The following is a 10766-nucleotide window of genomic DNA, read 5'->3' as shown; positions in this document are numbered from 1 at the left end:
TGGGGGACTAAATGTTTCTTCGCATCCTCGATCGGCTTGAGGAACTGCTGATCATGACATTGATCGCGGCCGCGACCGTGATCATTTTCATTGCAGTGGCACATCGCTACCTCGTCGGCATCCCGTTCTTCTATCCGTTTTTGTTTCCGATCCACCTGTCGTGGGCGCAGGAGCTGTGCATCTTGATGTTCGTGTGGATGGCGAAGTTCGGCGCCGCCTACGGCGTGCGGACCGGCATCCATGTCGGCGTCGATGTGCTGGTGAACCAACTCGACCCGCCCTGGCGCAAGACGGTGGTGATGTTCGGTCTGCTCTGCGGCGCGCTCTTCACCTTTGTGGTCGGGAGCATGGGCGCGAAATTCGTCTACGGGCTGATGTACACCGATCAGGTGACGCCCGATCTCGAACTGCCGAGCTGGATCATCTATCTCTGTGTTCCGCTCGGCTCCTATCTGATGTGCTTCCGCTTCCTGCAGGTTGCTCGCAAGTTCTGGCGCACCGGCGAACTCCCACATCATGACGAGACCGACGTGGAGGGGATCGATCCCGAAGCCGCCGCCGCCAGCGCCGCGAGGATCATCCGATGATCGCTGCCATTATTTTCGGACTGCTTGTTGTGCTGATGCTGACGGGCATGCCGATCTCGATCGCGCTCGGTCTCACGGTGCTGACGTTCCTGTTTTTCATGACCAACGTGCCGATCGAATCCGTCGCGCTGAAGCTGTTTACCGGCATCGAGAAGTTCGAGATCATGGCGATCCCGTTCTTCATCCTCGCCGGAAACTTCCTTACGCATGGCGGCGTCGCGCGGCGAATGATCGAATTCGCGCGGACGATGATCGGCCATTGGGCCGGCGGACTGGGCATTGCAGCCACGATGGCCGCCGCGCTGTTTTCAGCGGTGTCGGGGTCTTCGCCGGCGACTGTGGTGGCGATCGGCTCGATCATGCTGCCGGCCATGCTTTCGGTCGGTTACCCGAAGCGCTTTGCTGCCGGCATCATCGTTACCGGCGGCGCGCTCGGCAACCTGATTCCGCCTTCGATCATCATGGTGATCTACGCAGTATCGACCAGCGGTGCGGTTTACTTCGGTCCCGCCGGCGAGAAGGTCTCTTCCGCCTCGGTCGGACAATTGTTCATGGCCGGAATGATACCGGGTGTGATCCTGGCCGTCATGCTCTCCGCCACGACCTGGTATCGCGCGTGGAAGAACAACTATCCGCGCATACCCAAGGCAACCTGGGCCGAGAGCTGGCACGCCTTTCGGGAATCAGCTTGGGGCATTTCGCTGATCGTTATCGTGCTGGGAGGCATCTATCTCGGCTGGTTCACGCCGACGGAAGCCGCCGCCATGAGCGCCGTCTACGCCTTCCTGATCGAGATGTTCATCTACAAGGACATGAAGTGGAAGGACGTGCCCAAGGTTCTTCTGATCTCGGCCAGCATGAGCGCGATGATCCTCTACATCGTCACCAACGCGGTGCTGTTCTCGTTCCTGATGACCAGCGAGCAGATCCCGCAGGCGATGTCGAACTGGATCACGAACAGCGGCATCAACTGGATCACCTTCCTGCTGGTGGTGAACCTGCTGCTGCTGCTCGCGGGCAATGTGATGGAGCCGTCCTCGATCGTTCTGATCATGGCGCCGATCCTTTATCCGATCGCCGTCAAGCTCGGCATTCATCCGGTGCACTTCGGCATCATCATCGTGGTCAATATGGAAATCGGCATGTGTCATCCGCCGGTGGGACTCAATCTCTACGTCGCCTCCGGTATCGCGAAGATGGGGATCACCGAACTCTCCATTGCCGTGCTGCCGTGGCTGATCACGCTGCTGATTTTCCTCGGCCTCATCACCTACATTCCGGAACTCTCGCTGTGGCTGCCGCGATTGCTCGGGATGCTGTGACAAAAGAATTCTGAAGTGTGTTCCATCGTGAATGCATATTCAGAAGACGAACACATCCGGAAAACATATGGCCAAAGCGTAAGTTGAAGCCGCGGCAGCGCAGGATCATCTTCAGGTGACTTTCCAAAGGAGGTTGCCATGAAGAAGATCTTGCTCGCCGGTGCCGCTGTCGCCGTGATCGCCGGTTCCACCGCGGTCTATGCCCAGCACCGTCCATGGATGCATCATCACGCCCGGATGAATCCGGAAGACCGCGCTGCGTTCGCCGATGCGCGGATCGCCGCGGTCAAGGCCGGGCTCAAGCTGACGCCGGACCAGGAGAAGATGTGGCCGGCGGTAGAGAGCGCAGTGCGCGATTTCGCCAAGCTGCGCATCGACCGCGCCAATGCGCGCATGGAAGAGCGCAAGAACCGCGACGACGACGCGAAGCGGACCGACACGCCGGACAATCCGGTCGTCCGCCTGCAGCAGCGCGCCGGCGACATGGCCACCACGGCCGCCGCGCTGAAGAAAATCGCCGATGCCGCCGACCCGCTCTACAAGACCCTCGATGACGGGCAGAAGCGGCGACTGGCAGTGCTGACCCATATGGACCGCGGCCTCGGCGGCGGGGAGGGCGGCTGGCGTCATCGCGGCCCGCGGCCGGGCTATGAGCGCGGCAGCTTCGAAGGCGAGGGATTCGGCCCTCCCGGCTTCGATCGCCCGCGTTTCGGCGATGACGACGATCGCGGTCCCGGTGGCCCCGGCGACAGATTCGACCACGACGCCGCACCGGGCGCCGAACGGCTCTGATCCGGAGCAGTTTTCCACCGCCGCAATGACGAAGAAGCCGCTGAAATCCAGCGGCTTTTTCGCATTTTTGCGATTGCGAAAAACGGTGCAATTTTTGTGACAGCGTCGCTGGACATCCCCGGATCGCTTTGCTAAACGACGCCGTCCCCACGGGGATATCCGGATCTGGATCCGGGCGCATAGCTCAGTTGGTAGAGCAGGTGACTCTTAATCACCGGGTCCTAGGTTCGAGCCCTAGTGCGCCCACCACTAAAACCCCCGACATAACAACATCTTATTAAACAGACGCTCTGCCCAAAGCGTGAACGTGCGACACCGTGCGACACGGTTTTGTCGCACGCCGTGCGACATTTGACGGATGTTCTTGATGCGTTCTAGGTGTCGGCCGATGCTTGCCGAGGTGCCGAATGCCGACCGATTTCCCGCTGATCCTGACCGAAGGCCCGCCCGATTTCTGGGTCGAGATCTGGAACGATGACAGCAGCCATTTCATCCGGCTGCACGCCTATGGCCGGTTCGATCCGGCGCTGGCGAAGTGGCGCGATCTGGTGAAGGATGAGCCGGCGATGCGGGTCGTGATGCGGCACCGGGCGCATGTCTATCGCAACTACATCCCGAAGCGGCTGCACAACAGCTACGATCGAAGTCGAGAATATCCGAGCGGGGATTAGGTCTTCAACTCGCTGATGTCAGGTTTCGGACAGACGGAAGTGGAGGCGTCCGCCAGGTGTTTTCCCGTCATGCACGTGCAGCGCCATATCGTCCTTTGTGAAAGTGACTTCTTTGTCGCGCCCAACATAGGTCGCGTTCTCGGCCGCTAGCCCGCGCTTGAGGCCGAGCTTCTTGTCTGTCCCGAGCGGCGGAAACACAATGTGGCCATCGAATACAAAATCGTCGCTCATCCCGTCATCCCTTCTTTCGACATGAACGCCACCAGGCGGTCGATCGCAACGTCGGCGCGCTCGGCGTTGCGGGCGCGATAGTTCTTCATGATGGTCTGCGCCGACTGATAGCTATGGCCGGTGACGTCGCAGATCGACAGCAGGTCGTTGCCGGCGCGATCGAGCAGGATCACGCAGGTGTCGCGAAGATCCTGATCGTGTTTGAAGTCTGGCGCGCCGGAATTCGGATTGATGAAAGCAAGCGATGGGCAGGGCTGCAGGCCGCGGGCTTCGTCGCCCTTGATGGCCAGCGTGCGGATCTCGGCGAACAGATGGCGATAGGTGTGCTCGTTGTATTGCCGGCCAGTCGTCTCATCGACCACAATGGTCTCCGGCATGTCGCGCAGGCCGAGCTTCATCTTTAGGGCCGCGACGCGTACCTTGGCGGCGGCCAGGCGGGCTGTCAGATGCGGAGCTTCTTTCAATCCGACAATCATGCCGGTCTTGCTCTGTTTAAGCTGACGGCGTCCATCGACCAGCCCTTCATCCTTGAGCGCCAAGCGATCGTTTTGCCGCTGGCCGGTGAACAGTCCGAGAAAGATGGCATCGCCGATCGATGCGCGACCGATGGCGTCGGCGGCTGCCACAAGCGCCTTGAACTCCTCGAAGGTGATCAGAACCACGCGGCCGTCTGGGCGATCAAACTGCATATCCATGCGCGGATTGCGAGCCAGTCGCCACTTCGTGCTCTCACGACCCCATGTCATGGCGGCCGACAGCGCCGAGATCGCGGCCAGTGCCATGTGATGCCCTCGCGCGCCTTTCAGATAGTTGAAGAAGTCGCGCAACTCCGGCGCGCCGATCGACGATGGCGGCGCCGAGGCGATGGGCTCGCGTTCGCGCTCCGGAATGGCCACGCCCAGCACTGCGGCGGCGCGTTCGCGCGTGCGGCGGTCTTTGGCTTCTGTCCGGCTCTCCGGCCGATAGATGACCGCCCGCGTCGCCTTGCGATAGGAGCTGATCGAGCTCGATGACAGTGCCTGCACCTCAACCGAATTCATCCAGTCATCCATCAGATCTTCGAGCGTAGGCGGCCGCAGTGGTTTGGCGGCCTTCGGCTTAGCGCCCTCGGCGCGTGCTGCCAGGATCTTCTGGTGATGTTGTTCGGAGGCTTCGCGCGCCTCCTCATAGGTGAACCAAGCGCCTAGCGGACGGCCCTTGGAATCATAAGGCGCGTGGCGAAGGTCGGCGTCAGCGAAGCCGAGGGCGCGTTCTCGCGTGCCGTTGGTCAGGCGCGGGCGCCCGTCGCGCCATTTGATCCAGGGTAGTTTCACGGTCATGGCAAAGGCTCCGGTGCGGACGGAGGGAAGGGACGTCAGCCTCCGGCCTGTCGGCGGCGGATGTCAAGGGCGGCAGCGGGCCTTTGCGGTGCATAGGCACGCGCCAGGCGGATACGGTGTTCCTCGTCGGTCGAGGGCTCCGGCGCCGGCAGCGGGTCGTTTGCGGGCGCTGGCGGACGCATTGGGTGATCACGGGTGAACCACGCTTCCATGCTGGCCCGATCATAGGCGGCTTTGCCGCGCTCGTTCAGCGGCCGCGGCATCTTGTCGACCTGATGCAGTCGGCCGCGGCTCTTGTAGAAATTGTCCAGCGACATGCCGAGCCGCTGGGCGATCTCGGCGCAGGTCATCGGTTTCTGGATCATGGCGTCACCGCTTCAAAAAGTAGAGACCGAGCGATCCCAGCATCAGCACGATGGCGATGATCAGCATCAGGTCATTGAACTGCGCGTCGGTCATGGGGTCACCGGAAACTGCTGCCGGCGTGAAACACGCGGACATGTCGATAGGTCAGGCGGTGGCCCTCGGCTGCGACGAACAGGTAGACGTCGCCATCGAGCGTCACCGCGGGTGGGAAATCCTCGTCGGCGATGGAGATGAGGCCGCAGGCCACACGCTGGCCCGCGGCATCGATCAGGAGCGCTTCGCGCGCTGACAGACGCGGCCGCTCAATGGTGGCCGCGCGGGCGGCCATTACGCCGCGGCCCGGCGAGAGGAAGGCACCGAAAAGCGGGGATGAAAATGGTTCATCAGCTTGCCGGTGTCGCGGTCGAGATGACGCGCAACGCCGCCGACGTCGTGAGCGAAGTTGAACTTGTCGGCTTTCAGCAGATCCTCGAGCCGGAGCGGATTGCCGTTCCGGTGCGTCGCCGTGATGTCCATCTGCGTGTCGAGCAGGTTGTAAGCAAAGGCGCGATGGGCGCGCAGGGCGATCCTACGAATAATCGCCGCCTCGTCGTCACTGACGTCGAATGAGATGCGGCTCGCCTGCCTGGGTGTGCGCTGGCTCATGACAGCGCCGCCAGCTGATCGGCGAGCGCGCGGGCGGGCTTTACCAGCGTGGCGATCTGGTCGTCGCTGTACCCGAGCAGCTGCAGTCCGGTTTCGGTGAGGCCTCCTTCACGATACGCGGCCTCACGCATGTCGGATGCCATCTGCCGCGTGGCAGTCGCCTTATCCATGGTCGACCGTGGTGCCACCACGCAGGTGTCGATCAGGGGCGAAATGCGGATGCTGGAGAGGGTGGAAGTGACGCCGGGCAGCCGGCGAGGACGTCGAGCAGATGGCATAAGACTGTCTCCCGTGAGCTATTTCACGTGAAACAGTTTGTAACAGGCAAAACTGTTAAGTCAACACTTCAACAGGATGGCCTGTATCAGTTTGGCTCCTGGCGGCCGACGATGCGGTGCGCCACGGCCCACAATTTCCTTGGAAGCTCGAAGTCGCTCTTCTGGCCTCGGGGAGGGTTGTGTTGCGTAACGTGCCACGTGTCATGGGTGGCCCTTCTCAGCCGCTTGATGGTGGCCCTGGCCTGGCCGTCGTTGTCTTCGGAGTAGAAAATGTAGGTCTTTTCGCCGATGTGAGGCAGGTTGGGATTGACGACGGCGACGTGCCCCGGCTCGAAAGCCGGAACCATTGACGTTCCAACCACATACATGCCGTAAGTGCCTTTGACGTGCTGCACTTCGACCGGCCTTGGCCACCAGTCGACAGGGTCTGTTGATCGTATGATCTCTCCGGGTCCACCCTCGGCCGCCGTGTAGATCGGAAAGTCGCGGGCAGCATAGGGAGAGCCGACCGCCGCCATACCAGGTGGTTGCGGAGCTTCAGATGGAAGCCCTACGGACTGGGGCGATATGTCCAGTTCCTTGACGATTTCAGGAAGGAATTTGCTGCGTTGCGTTTCGCCGCGCTCGATGGCGTCGAGCGATTGCTGCTTCACGCCAATAAGGCGCCCGAGCTGAGCCTGCGAAAGGTTCTTAGCCTCACGCGCCGCTCGAACGACCTGACCTATCTCTTTGGGATCCATGGGGAAAGACTACAGGTTTACTTGTCAACAGAAATGACAAAAGAAACTGTTGCGAATCAACAAGTACGCCTGTTACGGCTAGTGCATGATTCGAGAACTGATCCAAGAAGCTGTTCGGATACTCGGCTCTCAGGCCAAGCTCGGTGCTGCCTGCGGCGTCACCCAGGCGTCCATCTGGCAGGCCATGGAAGTTCAGCGCTGCTCTGCTGAACTCGCGATGGCGATCGAGCAAGCCACGAACGGGCAGGTGAGAGCAGCCGCCCTTCGCCCCGACCTTCCATGGCCCGCGCAAATTGACCAGGTCGAAGCCTCTGCGATTTCTGAGGTAACATCATGATCCGACAGGTAGCGGGTAGCCGCGCTGGCGGCAAAAACGGTCATTGCCGGAACCGGCAATCAAAACCTCGCATCCGGCAATCGATTTCGCCGGTCATGCAAAAGGTGAGGGACTTGCTGCCGACAACTAAGCCCGCGGCTGCGCTCCACATTCTGTCAGACCTGCCGGTCTCCACTTGCGAAAAAATGCTGTGTGGACAGCGCCCTGAAAACATCGAGTTGCTGACGGCGCTGCTGCGTTCCGATCACGGGCGCGAAGTGCTGTTCGCCATCATGGGCGACGCCAAACCGCGCTGGTTTGTTCGCTATCGCAAGGCGCTCGATGCGAATGCGCTCGAACGCCAGATGGCCGACACCAAGCGAATGATCAACCAACTGCGAGAGGAGAGCAGCGATGAAGCCTGACCGCGTGCCATCTTTCAACCTGTCTGCCGACGACCGCATCGACGTCAGTAAGGTGTTTGCCTTGATAGGTGCCGTGCTGCTGCTCGGCATCATGGCCAACATCGTCAACGCCGCCAGCCTGGCGCTGTCGGTGGCGCCATGACGTCCGCCCAACCAAAGACAACCGACACGCCACACACGCTGCTGACCGACGATCTGCGCCAGCAGCGCGGCGACATCAAACGCGCCGCCGGCATCAATTTCGACGGCTGCAACGTCTCGACAGTGGTGCTGGCGCTCAACGAATACGACCTGCGCCTGTTCGACGACGGCAAGGTCAGCCATTCGATCGAGACATGGCCGATCGAGGTCAAGGCGAAGCTGCGCACCGAGATCGACAGTTTCAGCGAGCGCAACGGCGGCGCCAAGATCGCCGCTGTGACGATGGCGATCGGCGGCGAGCCGCGCGCCTTCGTGCTGGCCGTGCATTGGAGGCCGCGCACATGAGCGAGGTCACGCGCGAGCAGCTGCGCAAATATCGTGACGTCATCAGCATGTGGCTGTCGCGCTTCGATACGCAATCGATCGCCCAGCATCTGGATCTGCCGGAGCACCTGGTGGTGCGCTGGACCGCGAATTTTCAGGATCTGAAGAACGCGAGGGCGGCATGAGTGCCCTCGACCACAGCCATCTGCTGACGCGCCTGATCATGACCGGCGAGGCGGTGCTGCAGATGCGGCATTCGTCCGATCACGAGATCATCATCGACCTGGCAGCCGCGATCGAGGCCGAGGCGCGCCGGCCGGCGGACATTGAGCGGGTGATCGACGCCGGCACAGTGATGTGCGCCCAGGCCGTGATGCAGGCCGACAAGTTGTTGCAGAGCGTCGATCGGCACAAGGCGGTGCGCTTCATCCGGGTTGTCGGCGTGCTGCTGCCGGAGGTCCGCGATGCGCTCGGGCTCGCGATCGAGCAGCGCCGGAGGCCGACAGCATGACAGATGAAATCAGGCCGCCCGCCGAGCCGGGCCGATACTACTTTGCCAAGCGCGTCGGCTGGCATTGGGAAGTTTGGCACCGAAGGATCGACGAGAGCGCGGACCCTGCGAGCGGCGCAACCGAATGGCGGACTTCTTACGTGAAGTTCTGGCGCTGGATCAACGCTGAGCGCGTCGCTTCAGCCTGCTGGAGCTCCTTTAACGACGGCTACTGGATCGCAGATCGCGATCACATTGCAGCCAGCGAATGGGCAGCTGAGCAGCTGACCAGCACTCAACGGCCGGAGGAAACAAAGTGAAAAACAAATTTGACGACCTCAAGGACCACCTGTTTGCGCAGCTAGAGCGCCTGTCAGACGAAACGCTGACCGCCGAGCAGATCGACGTTGAAGCTAAACGGGGCGGTGCGATTGTGGCGATCGCCGACCGGATATTGGAACAGGCGTCGCTGCAGGTCCAGGCGGCAAAGGTGGCTGCGGAGTTCGGCGCCGATCCCGAGAAACGATTGCCTGCGCTTTCGTCAGAGCCCATGAAGGCGACCCCGCCAAGGTTGGTCGGTGGGAGCAAGTCATGACCCGCTGCGCGCGGATATCGTACAGCGCAGCGGAAATGCGGTGGCTGTCCGACAATCGCACGATGATCATCAGCGACTATCATCGCGCGTTCTGCGCGGCGTTCGATCGTGCCGACGTGACAGCGGCGCAGCTTCATGGGCTCCGGAAACGCCAGGGCTGGAAGGTCGGCCCGCGCGATCCGGGCCACTATGCCGGCCGATACACCCTGTTCTCGGCGCCGGAGATGGAATGGCTGCAGGCGAACAGCACGCTGGAAATCGGAGAGTATCACGTGGCGTTTTGCGCGGCGTTCTCTAAGACCGATGTCAGCAAGCAGCAGCTCCATGCGGCGAGAAAGCGATACGGCTGGAAGGTCGGACGCACCGGCCGCTTCGAAAAAGGATCGGTGCCTGCGAACAAGGGCAAGCCGGCGCCGTACCACCCGAACAGCGCTGCGACCCGCTTCAAGCCTGGGCAGCGCCCTGTCAACACGAAGTATGCCGGTCACGAGCGTGTCGGATCGCAGGGCTACGTCGAGATCAGCATCGATGAGACCAATCCGCACACCGGCGCCGATCGGCGCTACGTCCATAAGCATCGATGGCTGTGGGAAAAGCTAAACGGGCCGGTGCCGGCCGACATGGTGCTGAAGTGCAAGGGCGAGAAGGCCAACCCGGATCCATCGAATTGGGAGATGGTGCCGCGTGGCCTGCTACCGCGTCTGAATTGCAAGTCCGGCCGCAACTATGATGCGGCGCCGGCCGAGCTAAAGCCGATGATCATGGCCGTCGCGAAGATCGAGCACCAGGTGCGCGAGCGAACCGGCAAGCGCGATCGGCAGCTAGGCGACTGTCAGCGGCCGGAGGGCACCAGCAATGGGAATTAAGGAAATCATCGACGGCGTCGCACGCGCGGTCGGCGCCACGCCTGCTGTAGACCGCACAGAGCAGACGCTGACCGATGGATCGCCGGTCACGCCGGATCATCGTGAATTGAAGCCAAACGGGCAGCAGAAAGACTACGTCGTTCTTAGCGATGCCGAGCGTGCACGCGGCTTTGTCCGCCCGGTTCGCCGGACCTATGTCCACGAGAAATGCGGCGTGGCCACCACGATGGGCCAGGCGCTCGCCGAAACCTACGCACGCGACCCGAAATTCTACAGCGGCACCTTCTGCGTCGGCTGCGGTGCGCATTTCCCTGTTGGTGTAGAGGGCCAGTTCGTTTGGGACGACGGCAGCAAGGTAGGAACCTGATGCGCATTCGAAACACCCGCGGCGTCGTCGTCAAAGCCGACGAGAAAATGGAAGCGTTCTACGCGGATTGCCTCAACGCGATAGCCAAAATTGCGCGCGAGAAATACGGCGACCAGCCGAAGGTGCTGCACATGATCGCCGCGCTAAGCCGTGCGACCGGCATGATGCTCTGCTCCTGCTTTCCTAACGAGCGCGAGCAAGCCCGCGACGTCGCCGATGCCAACGTCGATTACGCACTTGAACATTTCGCCAGCGGCACCCCGTCGCCCATGACCAAGCAGTGAGAAGCAC

Annotated in this window: 23 protein-coding genes and 1 tRNA gene; 16 read left to right on the top strand and 8 right to left on the bottom strand. The window is 61.7% G+C overall.

Annotated elements, in window-relative coordinates; translation table 11 throughout:
* The first annotated feature begins 11 nt into the window (after nt 1-11).
* The 5 genes from HP556_RS09850 to HP556_RS09830 all read left to right on the top strand — a co-directional run bounded on the left by HP556_RS09850 (nt 12) and on the right by HP556_RS09830 (nt 3372).
* Nucleotides 12-587, top strand: a complete 576-nt coding sequence (locus HP556_RS09850; RefSeq protein WP_068738416.1) for a TRAP transporter small permease — start codon at nt 12-14, stop codon at nt 585-587.
* Entirely contained in the window at nt 584-1909 is a 1326-nt protein-coding gene (locus HP556_RS09845; protein ID WP_175366840.1) for a TRAP transporter large permease, read from the top strand. The genes HP556_RS09850 and HP556_RS09845 overlap by 4 nt, the downstream gene beginning before the upstream one ends.
* A 138-nt stretch (nt 1910-2047) precedes the next feature.
* Nucleotides 2048-2701: a Spy/CpxP family protein refolding chaperone gene (locus tag HP556_RS09840; RefSeq protein WP_175366839.1), complete on the top strand. Its 654-nt coding sequence runs from the start codon at nt 2048-2050 to the stop codon at nt 2699-2701.
* 173 nt (nt 2702-2874) lie between these two features.
* A tRNA-Lys gene (locus tag HP556_RS09835) sits at nt 2875-2950 on the top strand.
* A gap of 158 nt (nt 2951-3108) precedes the next feature.
* The gene (locus tag HP556_RS09830) at nt 3109-3372 is read left to right on the top strand and encodes a hypothetical protein (protein WP_175366838.1); all 264 of its coding nucleotides are present in this window, start codon (nt 3109-3111) and stop codon (nt 3370-3372) included.
* An 18-nt stretch (nt 3373-3390) separates the two neighbouring features.
* Here the strand turns inward: HP556_RS09830 and HP556_RS09825 are convergent, their stop codons facing one another.
* The 8 genes from HP556_RS09825 to HP556_RS09790 all read right to left on the bottom strand — a co-directional run bounded on the left by HP556_RS09825 (nt 3391) and on the right by HP556_RS09790 (nt 6951).
* Nucleotides 3391-3603 (bottom strand): hyaluronate lyase N-terminal domain-containing protein, encoded by a 213-nt coding sequence (locus HP556_RS09825; RefSeq protein WP_175366837.1) that lies wholly within the window; start codon nt 3601-3603, stop codon nt 3391-3393.
* The gene (locus HP556_RS09820) at nt 3600-4922 is read right to left on the bottom strand and encodes a site-specific integrase (RefSeq protein WP_175366836.1); all 1323 of its coding nucleotides are present in this window, start codon (nt 4920-4922) and stop codon (nt 3600-3602) included. Before HP556_RS09820 ends, HP556_RS09825 begins: the two co-directional genes overlap by 4 nt.
* A 35-nt stretch (nt 4923-4957) precedes the next feature.
* Complete coding sequence (locus HP556_RS09815; protein WP_175366835.1) at nt 4958-5287, bottom strand: hypothetical protein; 330 nt, start codon at nt 5285-5287, stop codon at nt 4958-4960.
* A gap of 4 nt (nt 5288-5291) precedes the next feature.
* Nucleotides 5292-5381: an LPXTG cell wall anchor domain-containing protein gene (locus HP556_RS09810; RefSeq protein WP_175366834.1), complete on the bottom strand. Its 90-nt coding sequence runs from the start codon at nt 5379-5381 to the stop codon at nt 5292-5294.
* 4 nt (nt 5382-5385) lie between these two features.
* Nucleotides 5386-5616, bottom strand: coding sequence for a hypothetical protein (locus HP556_RS09805; RefSeq protein WP_175366833.1), 231 nt, complete (start codon nt 5614-5616; stop codon nt 5386-5388).
* Nucleotides 5616-5933, bottom strand: a complete 318-nt coding sequence (locus HP556_RS09800; protein WP_175366832.1) for a DUF6874 family protein — start codon at nt 5931-5933, stop codon at nt 5616-5618. The genes HP556_RS09805 and HP556_RS09800 overlap by 1 nt, the downstream gene beginning before the upstream one ends.
* Nucleotides 5930-6211 carry a hypothetical protein gene (locus HP556_RS09795; RefSeq protein ID WP_175366831.1) on the bottom strand — a complete coding sequence of 94 codons (282 nt, stop codon included), beginning with the start codon at nt 6209-6211 and terminating at the stop codon, nt 5930-5932. The genes HP556_RS09800 and HP556_RS09795 overlap by 4 nt, the downstream gene beginning before the upstream one ends.
* Nucleotides 6212-6297: 86 nt before the next feature.
* A complete protein-coding gene (locus HP556_RS09790; RefSeq protein WP_175366830.1) occupies nt 6298-6951 on the bottom strand; it encodes a helix-turn-helix domain-containing protein in 654 nt (217 codons plus the stop codon).
* Nucleotides 6952-7036: 85 nt separating this feature from the next.
* On the opposite strand from HP556_RS09790, the gene HP556_RS09785 reads away from it, so the two are divergent.
* The 11 genes from HP556_RS09785 to HP556_RS09735 all read left to right on the top strand — a co-directional run bounded on the left by HP556_RS09785 (nt 7037) and on the right by HP556_RS09735 (nt 10759).
* Nucleotides 7037-7288: a transcriptional regulator gene (locus HP556_RS09785; RefSeq protein ID WP_175366829.1), complete on the top strand. Its 252-nt coding sequence runs from the start codon at nt 7037-7039 to the stop codon at nt 7286-7288.
* Nucleotides 7289-7506: 218 nt separating this feature from the next.
* On the top strand, nt 7507-7692 hold the full coding sequence (locus HP556_RS09780) for a hypothetical protein (RefSeq protein WP_175366828.1): 186 nt from the start codon (nt 7507-7509) through the stop codon (nt 7690-7692).
* A complete protein-coding gene (locus tag HP556_RS09775; protein WP_175366827.1) occupies nt 7682-7834 on the top strand; it encodes a hypothetical protein in 153 nt (50 codons plus the stop codon). The genes HP556_RS09780 and HP556_RS09775 overlap by 11 nt, the downstream gene beginning before the upstream one ends.
* Nucleotides 7831-8178, top strand: a complete 348-nt coding sequence (locus HP556_RS09770) for a hypothetical protein (RefSeq protein WP_175366826.1) — start codon at nt 7831-7833, stop codon at nt 8176-8178. The genes HP556_RS09775 and HP556_RS09770 overlap by 4 nt, the downstream gene beginning before the upstream one ends.
* Nucleotides 8175-8342, top strand: a complete 168-nt coding sequence (locus HP556_RS09765) for a hypothetical protein (protein WP_175366825.1) — start codon at nt 8175-8177, stop codon at nt 8340-8342. The genes HP556_RS09770 and HP556_RS09765 overlap by 4 nt, the downstream gene beginning before the upstream one ends.
* Nucleotides 8339-8668: a hypothetical protein gene (locus HP556_RS09760; protein WP_175366824.1), complete on the top strand. Its 330-nt coding sequence runs from the start codon at nt 8339-8341 to the stop codon at nt 8666-8668. The genes HP556_RS09765 and HP556_RS09760 overlap by 4 nt, the downstream gene beginning before the upstream one ends.
* Nucleotides 8665-8967, top strand: a complete 303-nt coding sequence (locus HP556_RS09755; RefSeq protein ID WP_175366823.1) for a hypothetical protein — start codon at nt 8665-8667, stop codon at nt 8965-8967. The genes HP556_RS09760 and HP556_RS09755 overlap by 4 nt, the downstream gene beginning before the upstream one ends.
* The gene (locus HP556_RS09750) at nt 8964-9242 is read left to right on the top strand and encodes a hypothetical protein (RefSeq protein ID WP_175366822.1); all 279 of its coding nucleotides are present in this window, start codon (nt 8964-8966) and stop codon (nt 9240-9242) included. Before HP556_RS09755 ends, HP556_RS09750 begins: the two co-directional genes overlap by 4 nt.
* The gene (locus HP556_RS09745; protein WP_175366821.1) at nt 9239-10108 is read left to right on the top strand and encodes an HNH endonuclease family protein; all 870 of its coding nucleotides are present in this window, start codon (nt 9239-9241) and stop codon (nt 10106-10108) included. The genes HP556_RS09750 and HP556_RS09745 overlap by 4 nt, the downstream gene beginning before the upstream one ends.
* On the top strand, nt 10098-10475 hold the full coding sequence (locus HP556_RS09740) for a hypothetical protein (RefSeq protein ID WP_175366820.1): 378 nt from the start codon (nt 10098-10100) through the stop codon (nt 10473-10475). Before HP556_RS09745 ends, HP556_RS09740 begins: the two co-directional genes overlap by 11 nt.
* A complete protein-coding gene (locus HP556_RS09735) occupies nt 10475-10759 on the top strand; it encodes a hypothetical protein (protein WP_175366819.1) in 285 nt (94 codons plus the stop codon). The genes HP556_RS09740 and HP556_RS09735 overlap by 1 nt, the downstream gene beginning before the upstream one ends.
* Nucleotides 10760-10766: the final 7 nt, after the last annotated feature.

The sequence above is a fragment of the Tardiphaga robiniae genome (assembly GCF_013359755.1).
In the GTDB taxonomy this organism is placed as follows: Bacteria; Pseudomonadota; Alphaproteobacteria; order Rhizobiales; family Xanthobacteraceae; genus Tardiphaga; species Tardiphaga robiniae.
The sequence above is the reverse complement of the archived record's forward strand: the minus strand, read 5'-3'. Positions and strand labels throughout refer to the sequence as shown.

Bases quoted from the DNA above. Each gene is read 5' to 3' on its own strand.
- HP556_RS09795 (WP_175366831.1), bottom strand. From the start codon at position 6,211: ATGCCATCTGCTCGACGTCCTCGCCGGCTGCCCGGCGTCACTTCCACC.
- HP556_RS09745 (WP_175366821.1), top strand. From the start codon at position 9,239: ATGACCCGCTGCGCGCGGATATCGTACAGCGCAGCGGAAATGCGGTGG.
- HP556_RS09845 (WP_175366840.1), top strand. From the start codon at position 584: ATGATCGCTGCCATTATTTTCGGACTGCTTGTTGTGCTGATGCTGACG.
- HP556_RS09770 (WP_175366826.1), top strand. From the start codon at position 7,831: ATGACGTCCGCCCAACCAAAGACAACCGACACGCCACACACGCTGCTG.
- HP556_RS09805 (WP_175366833.1), bottom strand. From the start codon at position 5,616: ATGGCCGCCCGCGCGGCCACCATTGAGCGGCCGCGTCTGTCAGCGCGC.
- HP556_RS09820 (WP_175366836.1), bottom strand. From the start codon at position 4,922: ATGACCGTGAAACTACCCTGGATCAAATGGCGCGACGGGCGCCCGCGC.
- HP556_RS09760 (WP_175366824.1), top strand. From the start codon at position 8,339: ATGAGTGCCCTCGACCACAGCCATCTGCTGACGCGCCTGATCATGACC.
- HP556_RS09785 (WP_175366829.1), top strand. From the start codon at position 7,037: ATGATTCGAGAACTGATCCAAGAAGCTGTTCGGATACTCGGCTCTCAG.
- HP556_RS09800 (WP_175366832.1), bottom strand. From the start codon at position 5,933: ATGAGCCAGCGCACACCCAGGCAGGCGAGCCGCATCTCATTCGACGTC.
- HP556_RS09830 (WP_175366838.1), top strand. From the start codon at position 3,109: ATGCCGACCGATTTCCCGCTGATCCTGACCGAAGGCCCGCCCGATTTC.
- HP556_RS09755 (WP_175366823.1), top strand. From the start codon at position 8,665: ATGACAGATGAAATCAGGCCGCCCGCCGAGCCGGGCCGATACTACTTT.
- HP556_RS09840 (WP_175366839.1), top strand. From the start codon at position 2,048: ATGAAGAAGATCTTGCTCGCCGGTGCCGCTGTCGCCGTGATCGCCGGT.
- HP556_RS09825 (WP_175366837.1), bottom strand. From the start codon at position 3,603: ATGAGCGACGATTTTGTATTCGATGGCCACATTGTGTTTCCGCCGCTC.
- HP556_RS09740 (WP_175366820.1), top strand. From the start codon at position 10,098: ATGGGAATTAAGGAAATCATCGACGGCGTCGCACGCGCGGTCGGCGCC.
- HP556_RS09735 (WP_175366819.1), top strand. From the start codon at position 10,475: ATGCGCATTCGAAACACCCGCGGCGTCGTCGTCAAAGCCGACGAGAAA.
- HP556_RS09790 (WP_175366830.1), bottom strand. From the start codon at position 6,951: ATGGATCCCAAAGAGATAGGTCAGGTCGTTCGAGCGGCGCGTGAGGCT.
- HP556_RS09765 (WP_175366825.1), top strand. From the start codon at position 8,175: ATGAGCGAGGTCACGCGCGAGCAGCTGCGCAAATATCGTGACGTCATC.
- HP556_RS09815 (WP_175366835.1), bottom strand. From the start codon at position 5,287: ATGATCCAGAAACCGATGACCTGCGCCGAGATCGCCCAGCGGCTCGGC.
- HP556_RS09810 (WP_175366834.1), bottom strand. From the start codon at position 5,381: ATGACCGACGCGCAGTTCAATGACCTGATGCTGATCATCGCCATCGTG.
- HP556_RS09850 (WP_068738416.1), top strand. From the start codon at position 12: ATGTTTCTTCGCATCCTCGATCGGCTTGAGGAACTGCTGATCATGACA.
- HP556_RS09775 (WP_175366827.1), top strand. From the start codon at position 7,682: ATGAAGCCTGACCGCGTGCCATCTTTCAACCTGTCTGCCGACGACCGC.